Source organism: Ruegeria sp. HKCCD7181, from assembly GCF_057221055.1.
This window is the reverse complement of sequence record NZ_JBWVBC010000004.1, coordinates 395,686-411,490: the sequence shown is the minus strand read 5'-3', so window position 1 is coordinate 411,490 and position 15,805 is coordinate 395,686. Positions and strand designations below refer to the sequence as shown.

Annotated in this window: 11 protein-coding genes; 2 read left to right on the top strand and 9 right to left on the bottom strand. The window is 55.9% G+C overall.

What is annotated here, in order from left to right; translation table 11 throughout:
• The first annotated feature begins 53 nt into the window (after positions 1–53).
• Together AC2TCY_RS11025 and AC2TCY_RS11020 are read left to right on the top strand one after the other, a co-directional pair.
• A complete protein-coding gene (locus AC2TCY_RS11025; RefSeq protein WP_480847462.1) occupies positions 54–1,160 on the top strand; it encodes a hypothetical protein in 1,107 nt (368 codons plus the stop codon).
• A gap of 236 nt (positions 1,161–1,396) precedes the next feature.
• Positions 1,397–3,610 (top strand): NADP-dependent isocitrate dehydrogenase, encoded by a 2,214-nt coding sequence (locus AC2TCY_RS11020; protein WP_480847460.1) that lies wholly within the window; start codon positions 1,397–1,399, stop codon positions 3,608–3,610.
• A gap of 431 nt (positions 3,611–4,041) precedes the next feature.
• On the opposite strand, the gene AC2TCY_RS11015 is transcribed toward AC2TCY_RS11020, so the two are convergent.
• The 9 genes from AC2TCY_RS11015 to AC2TCY_RS10975 form a co-directional block, all read right to left on the bottom strand.
• Positions 4,042–5,145 (bottom strand): peptidoglycan-binding protein LysM, encoded by a 1,104-nt coding sequence (locus tag AC2TCY_RS11015; protein WP_480847459.1) that lies wholly within the window; start codon positions 5,143–5,145, stop codon positions 4,042–4,044.
• A gap of 45 nt (positions 5,146–5,190) precedes the next feature.
• Entirely contained in the window at positions 5,191–6,453 is a 1,263-nt protein-coding gene (locus AC2TCY_RS11010; RefSeq protein ID WP_480847457.1) for a peptidoglycan-binding protein LysM, read from the bottom strand.
• Positions 6,454–6,474: 21 nt separating this feature from the next.
• Positions 6,475–7,254: a PP2C family protein-serine/threonine phosphatase gene (locus AC2TCY_RS11005; RefSeq protein ID WP_480847456.1), complete on the bottom strand. Its 780-nt coding sequence runs from the start codon at positions 7,252–7,254 to the stop codon at positions 6,475–6,477.
• Entirely contained in the window at positions 7,254–8,306 is a 1,053-nt protein-coding gene (locus AC2TCY_RS11000; RefSeq protein WP_480847455.1) for an FHA domain-containing protein, read from the bottom strand. Before AC2TCY_RS11000 ends, AC2TCY_RS11005 begins: the two co-directional genes overlap by 1 nt.
• 203 nt (positions 8,307–8,509) lie before the next feature.
• On the bottom strand, positions 8,510–10,735 hold the full coding sequence (locus AC2TCY_RS10995; protein ID WP_480847453.1) for a serine/threonine protein kinase: 2,226 nt from the start codon (positions 10,733–10,735) through the stop codon (positions 8,510–8,512).
• Positions 10,736–11,074: 339 nt separating this feature from the next.
• Positions 11,075–12,370 (bottom strand): dynamin family protein, encoded by a 1,296-nt coding sequence (locus AC2TCY_RS10990; protein ID WP_480847452.1) that lies wholly within the window; start codon positions 12,368–12,370, stop codon positions 11,075–11,077.
• Positions 12,367–14,406 carry a dynamin family protein gene (locus AC2TCY_RS10985; protein ID WP_480847450.1) on the bottom strand — a complete coding sequence of 680 codons (2,040 nt, stop codon included), beginning with the start codon at positions 14,404–14,406 and terminating at the stop codon, positions 12,367–12,369. The genes AC2TCY_RS10990 and AC2TCY_RS10985 overlap by 4 nt, the downstream gene beginning before the upstream one ends.
• A gap of 70 nt (positions 14,407–14,476) precedes the next feature.
• Positions 14,477–15,340 (bottom strand): hypothetical protein, encoded by an 864-nt coding sequence (locus AC2TCY_RS10980; protein WP_480847448.1) that lies wholly within the window; start codon positions 15,338–15,340, stop codon positions 14,477–14,479.
• A gap of 24 nt (positions 15,341–15,364) precedes the next feature.
• Positions 15,365–15,766, bottom strand: coding sequence for a hypothetical protein (locus AC2TCY_RS10975; RefSeq protein ID WP_480847446.1), 402 nt, complete (start codon positions 15,764–15,766; stop codon positions 15,365–15,367).
• Positions 15,767–15,805: the final 39 nt, after the last annotated feature.

Genomic DNA, 15,805 nt, shown 5'->3' with positions numbered 1-15,805 from the left:
AACCTGAGCAAATACTGCCTATAGATGAGTTGATTTGAACTACGGGAGATTAAATGACGATCCGCCTCGCCGCAATTATCACCACCTGTGCCGCCGCTTTGCTGTGGTTAGACGGTCCATCAAAATCTGAGGTGCTGACCGGGACCTGTGTCAGTTCCAAGGCACCTGGATTCGAGGTGATAGCGGCGTGTACCGCGCTGATTGAAAATCCGGAAACGACGCCGGAATATCGTCATTTGTTCCTGACGGAACGTGCTTGGTCACATAAAAGCAATGACCGATTTGAGCTTGCGATTGCCGATGTCAACCAAGCGCTGGAACTGCAACCGGATAACTACAAGACAACGGTCTTGCGCGCGCAAATCCACAATGCAGCCGATAATCATCAGGCGGCGCTGCAAGATTACGACAAGGCGGTCGAGATGGCCCCGAACGCATCCTTGACGCATTGGAAAAGGGCGCGGTACCTGGATTGTCATGAGGCTCGCGCAGAGGCATTCCATGGGTATCAACGTGTGTTGGAGTTAAACCCTAAGGCGTCCAACGCAGCAAAATATATGGTCGCTTACCTATACGATATCAAAGAATACCAGCTGGCCTACTCGATGGCAAAGGAGTCAGAATTCAAGTGGCCCGATCAAAAGTGGGTGTATGACTACCAACTTCGCCTCCATGTTATGCTTGATGGAGATATTGATCGCGCATTTGAGATTGCCGATGATTTTGTAGAATTAAGTGACAAGCCGGGAATGAAGCACTTCGTTCCTGTACTTGTTCATGTGGCCCTTGGGGACGATCAAGATGTAATTGCCGCCGCTGAAGACTATGCGTCTTGGTATGTCAAATTCAAACGTCCAAAATGGCCAAGTCTGAGTTGGATCAAGTACAAGTTAGGCGGACAACCCGACTATGAGGAGAGCGAGATAATGCTTCGCCAAGGTGTTTTGCTCGCGGTACTGGCGCGCGGCGATCTTGCGCGACCAGAGCTTCTGAACTTTTTGGAATCATCTGGGCCGAGAGGGAAGAAGGGGTTCGTGAATTGGATGGAAACTCAGGAAATCCCGATTTTAGAAATAGAAGATGCTACTTTCGAACAGCTTGTTGACGCTTTCATCAAACATGAACGAGAAAACGCACCGGACTGGATTGTTCGGAGGTGATGCTAGTACCATTGAACATTGCGCATTTGGCTAAAATTCGCCAGCCGCTTTTTCACCCGTGTCAATTTGCGCCCCCCGACACGGATTGATCCCGGATCAATCCTCATTTAAGGGAGGCCCTGTCAAATCAGAGTCACCCGTGGGGCCACTGTGTCCTCTTACGGCTCGGTGCCTGCCCTAAAGGCACACACTCTTGGATCGCACGCCCCTGAAAGGCTTAAAAAAGGTAGAGGAATATGGCAGAAAAATCGAACTTCGACGTATTGTATACCATTGTAGACGAAGCGCCCGAGCTGGCGAGCGCATCGTTCCTGCCCATCATCCGCAAGTTTGCCTCGGCCGCGGGTGTGAGCGTTGGAACCAAGGATATCTCGCTGGCTGGGCGCATTCTGGCGACGTTCCCTGAAAACCTGACCGATGAACAGCGCATCACCGATGATCTGGCCGCTTTGGGCGAATTAGTGAAGACGCCGGATGCGAATGTCATCAAGCTGCCGAACATCTCGGCCTCGGTCCCGCAATTGGTGGCAGCCGTCGAAGAGCTGCAGTCGCAGGGCTATGATATTCCGAACTATCCCGAAGAGCCTTCGACTGACGAAGAAAAAACGATTCGCGCGCGGTATGATGCCATCAAGGGCTCGGCCGTGAATCCGGTTCTACGTGAAGGTAACAGCGACCGACGTGCGGCGCGTGCGGTCAAGAACTACGCGCAGAAGAACCCGCATTCGATGGGGGAATGGGCGTCGGACAGCCTGACCAAAGTGTCGTCTATGCCGGGCAACGATTTCTACGCAAACGAGAAATCGGCCACCATAACCGCCGCGCAGGCTGGCGACGCCAAGATCGAATTCGTAGGCAAGGATGGCAGTGTCACCGTTCTGAAAGACTGCTGGCCGCTGGCTGAAGGCACCGTAGCCGATGCGACGTTCATGTCGGTCAAGGCGTTGTCCTCGTTCCTGGCGGATGCCATCGAGGATACCAAAGCCGACGGCACCATGTTCTCACTGCACATGAAAGCCACGATGATGAAGGTCAGTGACCCGATCATTTTTGGTTATGCGGTAAAGGCGTGGCTTGCGCCTGTCTTCGAGAAGTTCGGAGCAGAACTGGACGCGTTGGGTGTGAACCCGAATTCCGGCCTGGGCGATCTGCTGGACCGTGTGAAGGCCAATGCCGACATCATGGCCGCGATTGACGCGATCAAGGGCGACCGTCCGTCGATGTATATGGTGGACAGCGACAAGGGCATCACCAACCTGCACGTGCCATCAGACGTGATCATCGATGCCTCGATGCCTGCAGTGATCCGCGCGGGTGGCAAGGGCTGGGATGAAACCGGCGCCAAGGGCGATACCAACTGCGTCATTCCCGACCGCTGCTACGCACCCGTTTACGATGAGAGCATCAAGTTCTTCAAAGCCAACGGCGCGTTGAACCCTGCCACGGTTGGCGCCGTTGCCAATGTGGGCCTGATGGCGCAGAAGGCCGAGGAATACGGCAGCCACCCGACCACATTCGAAGCACCCGCCGATGGTTCTATCCGCATCGTTCTGGCCAATGGCGAAACGCTACATTCGCATGACGTTGAAAAGGGCGACATCTGGCGTGCCTGCACCGTTCGGAAAGCGCCGATCGAGAACTGGATTCAGCTGGCGATGGACCGTCAGCGCCTGACCGGTTCCGAAGCTATCTTCTGGCTGGACGCGAACCGCGCCCATGACGCTGAACTGATCAAATACGTCAAACCGGCGCTTGAGGGCGCAGGCGTGGCAGACAAGTTCCTGATCATGGCCCCGCGCGAAGCAACCCGTCAGTCGCTGGAGACGATCACGGCCGGCAAGGACAGCATCGCCATCACTGGCAACGTGTTGCGTGACTACCTGACCGACCTGTTCCCGATCCTTGAACTGGGCACATCGGCCAAGATGCTGTCCATCGTCAAGCTGATGAATGGCGGCGGTCTGTTCGAAACCGGGGCAGGGGGCTCGGCCCCTAAACACGTGCAGCAGCTGGTCGAAGAAAACCACCTGCGGTGGGACTCGATGGGTGAGTTCTGTGCGCTTGGTGAATCTCTGAACTTCCTGGCCGACAGCAAGGGCAACGCCAAGGCGGGTGTTCTGGGTGCTGCGGCCGAAGCTGCAACGCAGGGCATTCTTGACAACAACAAGTCACCCAGCCGTAAGGTTGGTCAGCCCGACAACCGCGACAGCCACTATTGGTTCGCCCGTTATTGGGCCGAAGCGCTGGCTGCACAGTCGGACGACGCCGCCCTAGCAGCCGAGTTCGCGCCAATTGCCAAGGAGTTGGCCGACAAGGAAGAGCAGATTCTGGGCGAACTGGCCGCGGCGCAGGGCGTACCGGCGGATTTGGGCGGCTACTATCACACTGATCCGGCCAAAGCCGCAGCAGTGATGCGTCCCAGTGCGACACTGAACGCGATTATCGGGTGATGAAAAGAACCCAGACCCTAACAGGGTCTGGACCTAGGTTCACTGTATTCAGAAATGAAAACCGGCCTTCCTGAGGCCGGTTTTTTTGCTTCAGCAAACCAAGAAAGGGGCCGGCCCCCATAGCCAGCCCCTTTCTGAGTGAGTGGTGGGGCTTACGCCACACCGGTGTAGTTGAGTTAATCCTACTCTCATTACTCGCTCTGAATATTAGGGGATTCCCGTAGTGAACCAGTATTTGTGAACAAGTTACGCGTAATTTAGACATAACGTATATCCAAATAAGCAAATACACTGATGGCAATCGCCGAGTATTCCGTATTTGGTTAACCCTGATTTCGGTAAAAAGTACGGCCGTTGACCAATGAAGTTCCGCTGCACAAAAAAAGGACCGGTCTCACGACCGGTCCCAGTCTTCCAGCTGAACCGAGGGATCAGTTCGATGCTGCCATCAGTTTTTCGTTATGTTCACGCAGTGTATCCGAAACGATGGCATACCATTCGCCGGATTCACGCATTTCATTCATACCCTTGTTCAGCATGGCCAGATATTGCTTGCCGAATGGGTTGCTGCGGTGGCTGATAAAGCGCAGCGACGACAGTGATGTCACGAAGGGGTTTTCAACCAAATCGTTCTGGTTCAAACCCATTTCCACCATGGTATCCGAGAACAGCTGAACTTCGAAAGTCGCAACGTCAGCGGTTCCGGTCAAAACGGCATCAAGGCATTCACGAGCCGTAATAGGTTGCATAAGTGTCATGGATTCGCCGTTGTGCAGGCCTTCCTGCTCCAGGTCGTGAATGAACCAGCCGTCCATCCGGCAGATGGTTGCGCCCTTCAGTTCTTCGAAGGTCGTTGCGCCGGCAAAATCGCTTTCCGGGATCGTGTAGAAGCCGACCACGATGTCATAGACGGGAACCGACGAGTCGAACTGCGTGCAGCGAACTTCGGTTTCCCAAGACCATTCATAGGAACGGTTCGTGCAATCCGGCATGTTCCACGCCATTGACACGTCGAACGCGCCCAGAGGCAACAGTGTTTCCAGGTGTGAATTCCAGTCATCAACGAAGCTGACCGAATAATCACGTGCGTTACCGCCACGCTGCAGGGCTGTGGTTCCCAGACGCGTGATGGCGCCACCGCCATTCAGCGATTCATCCGCAAACGGAGCCCAGCCGTTGCCGGTGACCAACTTGATCGGAGGCTGGTATACGCTAGAGCGTTTTACGTTTGCCGCACGCTGTTCTTCCGCAGCGATGATTTCTCGTGCCGACTGACCGTTCGGCAGGCTTCCGTCCTCACAAGGCAAAGCCAGTACCAGACCGGGTTCCAGGCTGTTCGGATTGGCGATGACATTGCGGTTCGCGTTGAAGATCGGCTGATAGTTTGATGTGCCGTAAGCTGCGATGGCAATGGTTGCCATCGTGTCGCCGTCCGCAACGGTGTAGTTGGTACATGCTTCCTGCGCTGCGGCTGCACCGGCACTCACTGCTGTGAAGGCCACAGCCGACATCGCGATTTTCTTCATATCAAACATTTCCACTTCCTCCAGTGATTTGTGTCGTCAGGCTTCTTAGGAGCCTTATCCATTTTCCATTTGATGACGCAGGGCAGTGGACACGATATCCCGCCATTCGCCTGATTGCTGCATGATCGCCAGACCCTGATTCAGCGTCTCAAGGACCGCCTCACCGTCAGGATTATCTTTGTGTGTCATGATGTTAAGAGACTTGATCGCCGCAAGGTTGGGGTTTTCGACGATCTGGTGCTCGTAACCCAAGCGGCTGATGGCCTCGACTGCCAGATGCGCCTCGATCGCGACGATGTCGGCGTTGCCCTCCATGACCGCGTGAAAACAGTCATCGGGGGATACAGGTCGCATCAGCTTGATGACTGGTTCGTACAGGCTTACCGCGTTCATGTGCGACAGGGACCAGCCTTCGGGGCGGCAGATAGTGGCGTCCGCAAAATCTGCGTAAGTCCGCGTTTCAACGTAAGCGGATCCCTCGCGGGCGAAGAACGTATCCACGACTTCGTAGAAAGGGTTTGAGAATTTGTAAGTTTCGCACCGCGCACGGTCGCTTTCAGACAGCGCCTCCGCCGAGTCGCAATCCGGCCGCGACCAAGGAAAAGTCGCGTCAAAGGCCAGCGTCGGCATCAGCAGGTCCAGATGCGAAGACCAGTCGTTTACGAACTGAATTTTGTAATTCTGTTCAGGCGCAGCGCGTAGAAAGGCAGTCTCAACAAGCTCTGTATAGAGGCCGCGTTGGGGCAGGTTTTCATCGGTGAACGGTGCATAGTTGCCGCCGGTAATCAACAGCAGCTGGCGGTCACGGATTTCCGGGCGTGCGCCGTCATCCGCGTTGCGGATCAGGGCTGCGCCTTCCACGCGCGCCGCTTCGATTTCTTCCTTTGCGGCTGCTTTGGCTACGACCACGGCCTCTTCACTGGCCTTCTTGGCTTCTGCCTCGGCTACAGCAACGCGGGCTTCGGCCTCGGCGATGGCTTTTTCCGCCCGCTGCTCGGCGGCTTTGACCAGCTCTGCAGCCATTTCGGCAGCCATACGCCCGGCCTCAGTATCTGGCAGCTGCGGCGCGCGCCCTATCTCGTCGAGACAGGGAAGAGTCAGGACGTCGCCAACGCGAATGATGTTCGGGTTCGAGCCAATGACATCGCGGTTGGCGTCAAAAATAAACCGATAGTCTTCGGTTGCGTAGACCGCAATCGCCAGTTCGCGTAGGCTGTCGCCGCGCTTAATTTCATACGTCGAGCATGCTTCTTGCGCCGAGGCTGCGCCTGTTGCGGCTGCAAGTGCCAGACTGGATATGATCAGATGTTTTCTCATGGGTCCCGTTGCTTTGCCTTTTTATGGTTTCGCCGGTTTGACCACGGCGATTGAAATGTTGTCCTGATCCGGATCGCCCTTGCCTTGAAGGGCCTGCAAAAGGGCGTCAGCGATATCGCGGGCCGGTGACTGGACGTGAGTGCGTAGAAGGGTCTCGATTTCAGGATTGCTGAGGTATTGCAGACCGTCGCTGCCGAGTATCAGAATGTCCGCTGGGCGCAGTGCCAGCGGTTGCTCGGGGCAATCCACCTTGGGGATTGCGGCTCCCATGATGACCGAAGTCAGTTGGTTGCGGTCGGGATGTGACAAAGCTTCGTCCGCGGTCAACGTGCCTTCGGTGGCCATAGCGTCGATCACGGGAGCCATCGAATGGTCCTCGTTGATTTGCGTCAGCATCGCGTCGCGGAACAAATACAACGGGCTGTCACCGATCGAGATCCAGAACACCCGGCGGCCCAGCATCAGCATGCCCAGCAGGGTGGACCCTAATCTGACCCCGTGTTCTTCGCCGTGGCTTGCCACAGCGGCGTTGGCCTGCATTGCGGCCAACGGCAGAGCGTCGAGCAGAGCGCCCTCAACAAGGTCGGGTTCATCCAGCTGAGCATCCATTGCCTCGCGCCATGCGGAAATGACCAGCTCTGACGCGATGTCACCTGCGTCATGCCCGCCCATCCCATCGGCGACAACGACATATCCCGCGCTGGCCGTGTCCGAGACACGGGCTGCAATCGCGTCTTCCTGCCCATCGCGCTGACCCTGATTCAGAATCAGGGCGATGTCATATGCAGGCGTCGCCAGCATTAATCGGCATCCCGCCAGTCAAAGCCGTCATCGCAGAAGGCGGTAAACCGGATCGAGGTTTCGCTGATGCGGATCAAATCGCCGTTGGATAGGGCAACGGTGCTCAGCACCGGTTTCCCATTCAATCGCACGAGGTTGGCTTTGCCGCCATGACCCAGGTAGCATTTTCGATCTTCGGGATCATAGGCGATCACCGCATGGTTGCTGCGTGAAATGCCGGTGTCGCCAAAATCCAACTGGATCGCCTGATCGTCATTACGTCCGATCTGCATCAAACCCTCGGTCAGGGTAATACATGAGCCACGGCCGGGACCTGCGGTCACAACCAGCCAACCTACGGGAAAGGTTTGCTGAGCAGCTTCGGACTTGGCGACCGGGGCGGCTGTCTCAATTATCTCTTGAACATGCGTATCCGCGCGTTCGAAGCCCAGGAAGGTCGTTTTAACACGAGAACGACGATCGGTGGCCGGGGCCGGTGCGGGTTGCTCGGAAACAACTGCGGTCGATTCGGAGGTTACCTCGATCACGGGTTCAACAACCGGTTCGGGCTTCGGTTCCTGAGCGGGCTCAGAAGAAACTTCAACCAAAGCAGGCTCGACGGGTGTTTCCGGCATTTCGTCTACACTCTCGGTGGCGGCTTCTGAGACAGCCGCTAGCATGGCGTCTTCGCTGCCATCCGACTCGGACGGGTTTAAGTGCAGAGTGACGATCTGTTCATCACCCTTTTCGATTTCTTCGGCTGGTGCCTCGGCCTCGGTGTCTTCGATTTCTGAATCGGTGTTTTTGTTTTCCAATTCCGACGCAGTTTCAACCGCGTCGCTTTCGGCGAAATCGGGCATCTTGTCTTCGGGGATCAGCTCATCTGCTTCTTCGTAGTTTTCTGCAGATGTATCACCGCCACCCAATGCCTGACGCAGAGCGGCGAAGTCCGCAATCGGTGCGGGCTGCTCTGTTTTTTCGGCTTCTGCGGCGCTGGCTTCAGCTTTGTCTTCGTCTTTGGTTTTGCCGGCACCTTCGAGAAGCCGGCTGAGAGGGCTTTTGTATTTGAACATGGTGTCGACACCTTTTTTAGTTCTGGCACGGGGTTCAATCCGCGGCGTTGCTACAAACCTCCGCACTTGCGGGCGGGGTCACTGATGAAGGAGAAACAGCGAAACTATTTAACTTCGCGACGGGCCGGCTCCCGACAGAGAGGCGATATTGACGCCGCCCTCAGCAAACACACACTGGCGAATTTCACTCACACCGGTCAGATCTACTCCTGGGTTAGCTGCATGGTTGCAGCCGTCTCAGCCCCATTGCGCAGTACGGTCACTTTCGCTTGGGGTATATTTTCGGAAACCAGAGAGGCCAGTACCGCATCCAGGCCTTCAGGGGCGTCAATCGCCAGACCAGTTTGGGTCTCATGCAACAGAACGTCGCCTTGCTGAAGGTTGCCTGCACCTTGCTGCGGTGCAGTAGTCACAACAGTCTGCCAACCTGTATCGCCTGAATGCCGCGCCTCGAACGTGTAGCCGTTTTGCAACCCGAACGCGCGGATAGCGGGCAAGGCCAGCAACCCGTTCTGTGCCCGGGTTTTACCCAACGTGCGGTAACGCGCGGTAACGCGGATAAATCCATCCGGATCAACCGAAAAGCCGTCCAGTACCTGCGCCGCCAGAGATGCATCTGCGCGCACAGGATTGCCATTCAACGTGTAGATCGTCGCGCCGCGCTGTACCCAGTCACCTATGACGGACATGTCCTGCCCGGATTTTATGCCGGTCACAGCAAGAACGTTCCCGGTGGTACCGCGACGTTTCGACGTGTTAAACGGGACTTCAACGTCCCAATGGCCAAATGCAACCTGATGCTCAGCCACGTTCACCGAAGCTTCAACTGCAACCGGTTCGGGTTCAACGGGTTGAACATCTTCCACGTTGGCCGTCGTTTCGACCGGCGCGGCTGCAGTGTCGGCCTCTTGGGCGACTTCGACCTGAGCTTCAGTCGTCTCTGCTCCTTCGTTCGTGGCTTCGGCGATGGCCGAGGCTTCAGGTTGGGTCTGCGCCTGCTCGATAGGCTGTTCCTGTCTGACCTCTGGTTCTGTTGCCAAAGCGGGTTCGGCCGGTTCCGGCTCTGATACGGCTTCGGCGGTCTGCTCGACCGGTTCCGGTACAGCGTTCACTGGCTCCGGAGTGGCCGGAGCCTGCGCTGTTACCGGGCTTGCTTCGGACGGTGTCTTGTCGCCCGACATTACGAAATACCCTCCAGTAGCGAGGGCAACCAGCGCGACGCCGGCGGCCACGACCATCTTGCTACTGCCGCCCGAGCCACTTTGGACGATGGTATCAACCGCTGTGGGGGTTTCTTCCTTGGGCGTAAACTTGGCCAGCTCTTCTTCCGACTTGTCCTCATTGCCCAATGCCAAATCCGCGTTACCAGCCAACAGTGCTGTGACCACGGCTTCGGCGTTGTCGCTTTCCGCTTTGATGCGCGCTTTTTCCGCCGCTTCATCCTTGCGGTCCATTCCAACGATGACTGATACCGGACGGTAGGCAAAGGTTTCGAACATGACGTCCGGACCCCGGAACATACGCAACCAATCCAACGCGGATTGAAGCCTGTCAGTGGCGTGCACTTCCATCGCCTTGTCGATCGCTTCCAGGAACCCGTCCGGATACCCGTCAAAGAGTTCGGCCAGTGGCGTGTATGGATCGGATTGGCCACTGTTGAAGGCGTTCAAACGGGTTTGACCATCGATCGGACGTTCGCCGCTGATGGCGTGATACAATGTCGCCGCCAGAACATAGAGATCGCTGCTAGGACCCTGTTCCGCACCGCGAACATAAAACTCATGTGGCGAGTAGCCATCCTTGATCACGCGCAGTGTCAGCAAGGCGGCGGATTTATGTGCCGCTTGCTCGCGCGCTGCACCGAAGTCAATCAGGATCGGTTCGCCATGTTCGTCGATCAAGATATTGTCGGGCGATATGTCCCGATGCAACATGCCGCTTTGATGAATGAATGATACCGCCGACAGCATTTTTTCAGTGACCTGAACGATAAAGTCAGGTCCGCTTTCGTTGTTGGGCTTGTCGATGTAATCTAGCAGGTCGCAACCGCGGATGAGATCCATCGCGATGTAAGCAGTGTTGTTGTCTTCGAACACCTGGTGAACATCGACGATGTTGGGGTGTACCAGCCGCGCGTGATTGCGGGCTTCCTGAATGAACAGGTCTATGATCGAACGCAAGTCGTCTTTATGGTCCGGATCGGCTGGCTCGACCAGATCGCCATTTCTATGGCACAGAGCACCCGGATAGCACTCTTTGATGACTACATCGCGCTCCAGGCTGTCGCGTGCAAGATAAGTGATTCCGAAACCGCCATTGCTGAGAAAACTGATGATCTCGTACTGGCCGCGCAAAAGCTTTGCGCCCGGTTTCAGGCCTTCGATTTGAGGTTCGTCGTGCGTTGCGCCGACCGCCTGGTTGTGGCTCATGTCTTCCCGCCCATTCAATTTAGTTTGCGGCACAAAAAACCGGACATTCAGCCCACGAAACTCACAACCAAAAACAACCGCAGGACACTTGAAACGGTTAGACGGTTCAAATTTGACTTTATTGGGGCCGCCTCATGGCTTCACTAAGGATGCGAATTTACAGAATCGCACATATAGTGGTTACCGTCACAACCTACACACCATATTGTAAAATGAGGGTAAGGCGATGTGTACTTATTCTTTGAATTCGATTGTTTGGTCTACGAATTCGAAACAATAAAAAGATGATTCTGCCTCATTCGAATCGTCGGAATTCAACTCAATTTTAGCGAGAATCGATCAGGTTCCGGTACGTGGCGGGGCGGATGCCACGGTACTGCCTGCCCATGCCAAGTTGTCGCTCAGTTGCGCAAGGATGCTGATAGCGTCCTTCAGCGGTGCATCTCCGTTTTCGAATTGCAACAGCAACAACAAGTCTGTTGCCTTTTCGAACTCACCGGGAATCCAGTCGGCCTCGGGGTCGATTTCACTGCCGGACTCCAGCCGTTCCGCAAAATCCTCGACGATCTCCTGACAACTTTGCAGGAATGCTGCAGGCTCCATTTCCGAGGATTCCCGCAGATCATCATAGATGCTGGTAATGGCCGCCAGCCAATCCTCAAGGATTGGATTGTCCAGCGGGGGCAGGGCGGCACTTAAGCTGGATTGAACCGACTGAGAATGCGAGCCAGGTGTTGGGTCAGAAACCTCTTCGGAGCCCTCGAGAGATGCCAGGTAAGGCAGAAACTGATCTTTCAGGTCCTGTTGTGCAGCATCAAGATCGCGCTGACGACGGCAGGATGCTATGTTCAACACTTGTTCGGCCAAATTTTGGCCGCCACAGGCGTTCCAGAGATCGAAATCAGGTTCGGGTTCCTTTGCCATGGCACGCACGGCAACCGGCGTGCCAATTGGAACAACGGCCTGGAATAGGTCTCCCTTTTCCTTCTCCAGACGTTTTGTAACCCTGTCGAGTGCGGTTTCATCAGACAAAAGATCCGCATGTGTTACCGCCAGCAAACTGTTGTCCCGCAATTTTTGGGGGACTTGCGACCACAAATGCCGCTCAGTTTCTCGCCAGGCTGTTGTGCCGTTGGTACACCAGATCGCGCAATCAACATATTCAAGCAATTCCAGCGTCTGTTTGTACGTATCGTCAAGTGCGCCGGAGCCGGGCAAATCATAGAGCGAAATCTCTTGCAGGGCAGGGGTGTTTACTCCGACCGAGATAAAGTCCGGATTGTCACCGGCCGCTTTATCCAGGGCAATGCCGGAGTAAACCTTGGGTTCCTTGTCCCACCAGCCAACTGTGGTTTCGGGTTGCTCGGCATACGCCACGATGACCAGCGGCAGCTTCAGATGTTGCGGTCCGGTGGGCAAAATATCGGCCCCAGCAAGCATATTGGCCAGGCTGGATTTCCCCGCGCCGAACTCTCCGGCAAAACCGATAGTTACCGCGTTGGACAACCGTTCGGCATGTATCAGAGCGCTTGCGCGCATCTGCTCAAGCTCATCCGATGCCGGTGCCTTTTCAGTCGCGGTCAGAAAGCGTTCAAGTTGACGCACTTCCTGCTCGGTTCTGGGGAATTCGATCATTCTGCAGCCTCTGCTTGTGGGTTATCCGCGGTGATGGGTCCCAGCGCCGTGCTCAGCTCGTCTGTAATGCGGCGAGCCTGGTCGACGGCGCGTTGAGCCTCGGTACGTGGGTTGGACCCGTCTGGCCCGACGCGATGTTCCAGATGCCCGGCGAGCAGCGCCAGATAATGGTCCAAAACGGTTTGTAACCGTTCAACCAGATCACTGCGGGCGGTGTCGATCAGGTCATCGCCGATCATCTCGAATTCCTGGACGATCATCCGTTCGGCCCGGTTTACAACGCTCTTACGTGAAATCAACCTCGACAACCAGGTGACACGAAGTTCCACGGTAATGCCACGGGTCAGGGCGGTCATGTCAGGGCGGAACCAGCGCACGGCACTGGTGTTCATTCGGTTGTCCACCGGTTCCTGCCAGCCCGGCAGGGCGCGCAGCGCAGCGTTGCTTTGAAGATCAATGGCATACAGTTCGCTCAGCATGCGCTGTCGAACGACCTGAGTTGCACCCTGCACCAGCTCGCGCATCCGTTCGCGCAGGGGTGTAAAGTTGAGTTCGGTTTCGCCATTCTTGGCCAACAACGGGGACTGACCGTCAGGCCCGCGCACTACGATCGAGACCGCCTCGGCCACGGTATCGTCCATGACACCGCGCAGGTTGGCCAGAACATCATCCATATCATTGTTGATTGCTTCGGTTTTATTCCCGATTAACGCGCGCAACTCGGCGAGGGTCTTGTTGTTGTCCGCGTCACTGGCGTTTGGCCCTTCTTCAGCCTCCAGCGCCCGCAGCCTTGCGCTGCTGCGCTCCAATTCACCTTGCGCAAAGCTGTTCAGGTGTTGCCACGCCATGCGCAATTGTTCGTTGCGCGGGCCGTTGGTCAGGGCCTGTGTCACGTGACGACGCAGATCCGGCAGACCCGAAGCGATCATCGCTGCAAAACGCAATACAGCTTCGCGGCTAATGGGTCCGGGGCCTTGCTTGATCTCTTCGACACCATCCAGGTACTGCTTCATCTGCTCGGGATGGGCGCGCAGCCAGGCCAGAATATCGTCGTGATTGATTCCGGCATCATCACCGGTCAGCGCGTAATGCGCCCATTGGGCGCTGCCCATTAGGACATCGATGTCCGAATTGCCAAGCGCCTTTTCCAGTCCGTCCATCACATCGACGCGAACTTTGGCAGCATCGTCCGAACCACCGCCCAACTCGTCCACACGATTGATGAATACGACGATCTGACCCAATTCCAGTGCTTGCATCAGTCGGAAAAGTTTCAGATCGGCGCGTGACAGGGCCTGATGTGCCGACAAAACAACGACGAAAAAATCGGATTCCTTGAGGTACTGTCGCGAGATCTCTTCACGGATCAGCAGCGGATCGTTGACGCCTGGTGTGTCGGTTACCGTCAACGGATACGGAAAATGACCGATGTCGAAATAGACCTCAGCTTTGCGGGTGATGTCGCTGTACAGCCCTCGGTCCGAACCCGGATCGTATTCACCTTCCTCTGTCGGGTCATCGCCGGCACAGACGTATCGCGCCAAATCATCCGACGTCAGCTCGTCAAGATCATGATGCTGACCCAGCAGGTGCTTATAGCTTTCGCCCAGACGCAGTTTGGCGCGGGTTTTCATCGCCTCGACCTGCTCTTCGATCATCTCGCGCTTATAGCTGTCCTCCTCATCGGGAAACATATTGCGCAGTTCTTCGCCTTCAGCGATCAGGGCTTGCCATTGGCGATTGTCGAAGAAATGGAACTCGGCACCCGAAGTCCGCCCGGACGGGTGCCCGAAATGCATGTCGGTAATAACCGTGGTCCAAGGGTTCACATCCGACGGCAGGTATTCCGCCTGACCGGTAAAGCCGTTGATCAGGCGTGATTTTCCGGCTTTGATCTGGCCGACGAATGCAATTGATGGCTTGAGATTTGATAAGTCGTCCACAATGCGCGTGATGAATTGACGGGTTTCGTCATTACTCATCCCGTTCATCTCGTCGGCGATGCGGATCAATTCACGGCGGTTAAACTCACTCATAATACTTACCCTGATAACTCGTATACTCGGACTGACACATTAGAAAGGAACATATTGGGCAGGATCGCGGTCATTCGACGGCGCCCTTTAAAGATTTCCACAAATTCACCACGGCGCCCAGCTTGCGCGCGTCATGCAAAGTTGCAACGGTTTGCTGACCATCCCGCAACAAAGCTAGACCAGTGCCTTGTCCGCCTGTCGGGCGCAATACAACCATTTGAGGTCGCGAAAGCGATGCTTTAGTGTCAGCATCCCACCCTGCCAAATCGCGAGTAAACTGAGCCAGAATATCGCCGTCCGGGTGCGCTGGTTGACCTGGGGCGCATAGCCCATCGAGCAGTGGTGCGGAACTGTCTTGATCGTCGAACAGAGCTTGGCCCTGCGCAAAACGCGCGGCATCGTCGTAAAACTGACGGGCCAGGCCCACTGGATCACTGGAATTGTTATCGCACGCGTCAACTGTGTCTTCGGCGCTGGAAGGGACGATGGAAACATGCGGTTCGTCCGGTAGACTGATCTGCGCGCAGGCAGCTTCGATCTCGGAATAGGTGATGCCGACATCATCCGCCTCTAGGGCGGTGTCAGGTCGCATTGATACCAGTTCAAGTGGCCCTGGCGCACCTGCGATGTCGGTTACCAAGTGGGCCAGTTTCGTCGTGAGTTCGGCGCGCGGTTCGGTTTCGAAGTCGGGTAAAGGTCCAGTGCTGCGAAAGATGTCCGTAATCCGCGAGCTGTTGACTTCAATCGCGAGACAATCGCCGTTGGATGCGGTGAATTCCAGCCGACGCGGCAGGATAGTGCCCCGAATAGTGCGCAGTACCTTTTGTCGACGCTCGTTTGCTGTATCCCCAGCAAGGTGAACGGCAGGTGACAAGCGCGCAGTCGAGGATCGCCCGATATCTTCGAGCATCTCCATTATGTCCGTGTCCATCATATCCGTGACCCCCTCTGGTCCCGTCTAAACTGCCTCTGCCACCGGCCCAAGGCTTAGATGCGATTTTGTCAGTGCCAAACCGACATTGGCACTGTCTCGGCAAATGTAACAGATCACATGATCAGGATATTGCCGCGTTCGCAGAAAGATGTGTAGCCGGTTGTCCGAAAACACCGCGATCTCCCCAAATCCCGGATGATCGGCCCCATCTGAACCCGCTGCACGCAACAGTCCTTCAAAGGCAATGACGCCACGGCCCTGAAACAGATTCGCAACGGCCAGCGCTAAGTTCTCCAGTACTTCAGAATGTTCAGCCTCTGCTACCCGCAGCCCCAGCAACATTCCGGTCTCCATATCGACATACCCGGCTGCGATGCAGTCGGGTATGGTCTTCATGGCAGAGGACAAGGCTACGTCTATCGTCATCTCTCGACTCGTTCGAATAACCTAATACAAAAAAACCTA

What these genes read in the sequence shown, in the direction of transcription:
- AC2TCY_RS10995 (WP_480847453.1), bottom strand. Translation starts at nt 10,735, where the DNA reads ATGAGCCACAACCAGGCGGTCGGCGCAACGCACGACGAACCTCAAATC.
- AC2TCY_RS10980 (WP_480847448.1), bottom strand. Translation starts at nt 15,340, where the DNA reads ATGATGGACACGGACATAATGGAGATGCTCGAAGATATCGGGCGATCC.
- AC2TCY_RS11000 (WP_480847455.1), bottom strand. Translation starts at nt 8,306, where the DNA reads ATGTTCAAATACAAAAGCCCTCTCAGCCGGCTTCTCGAAGGTGCCGGC.
- AC2TCY_RS10975 (WP_480847446.1), bottom strand. Translation starts at nt 15,766, where the DNA reads ATGACGATAGACGTAGCCTTGTCCTCTGCCATGAAGACCATACCCGAC.
- AC2TCY_RS10990 (WP_480847452.1), bottom strand. Translation starts at nt 12,370, where the DNA reads ATGATCGAATTCCCCAGAACCGAGCAGGAAGTGCGTCAACTTGAACGC.
- AC2TCY_RS11005 (WP_480847456.1), bottom strand. Translation starts at nt 7,254, where the DNA reads ATGCTGGCGACGCCTGCATATGACATCGCCCTGATTCTGAATCAGGGT.
- AC2TCY_RS11025 (WP_480847462.1), top strand. Translation starts at nt 54, where the DNA reads ATGACGATCCGCCTCGCCGCAATTATCACCACCTGTGCCGCCGCTTTG.
- AC2TCY_RS11015 (WP_480847459.1), bottom strand. Translation starts at nt 5,145, where the DNA reads ATGTTTGATATGAAGAAAATCGCGATGTCGGCTGTGGCCTTCACAGCA.
- AC2TCY_RS10985 (WP_480847450.1), bottom strand. Translation starts at nt 14,406, where the DNA reads ATGAGTGAGTTTAACCGCCGTGAATTGATCCGCATCGCCGACGAGATG.
- AC2TCY_RS11020 (WP_480847460.1), top strand. Translation starts at nt 1,397, where the DNA reads ATGGCAGAAAAATCGAACTTCGACGTATTGTATACCATTGTAGACGAA.
- AC2TCY_RS11010 (WP_480847457.1), bottom strand. Translation starts at nt 6,453, where the DNA reads ATGAGAAAACATCTGATCATATCCAGTCTGGCACTTGCAGCCGCAACA.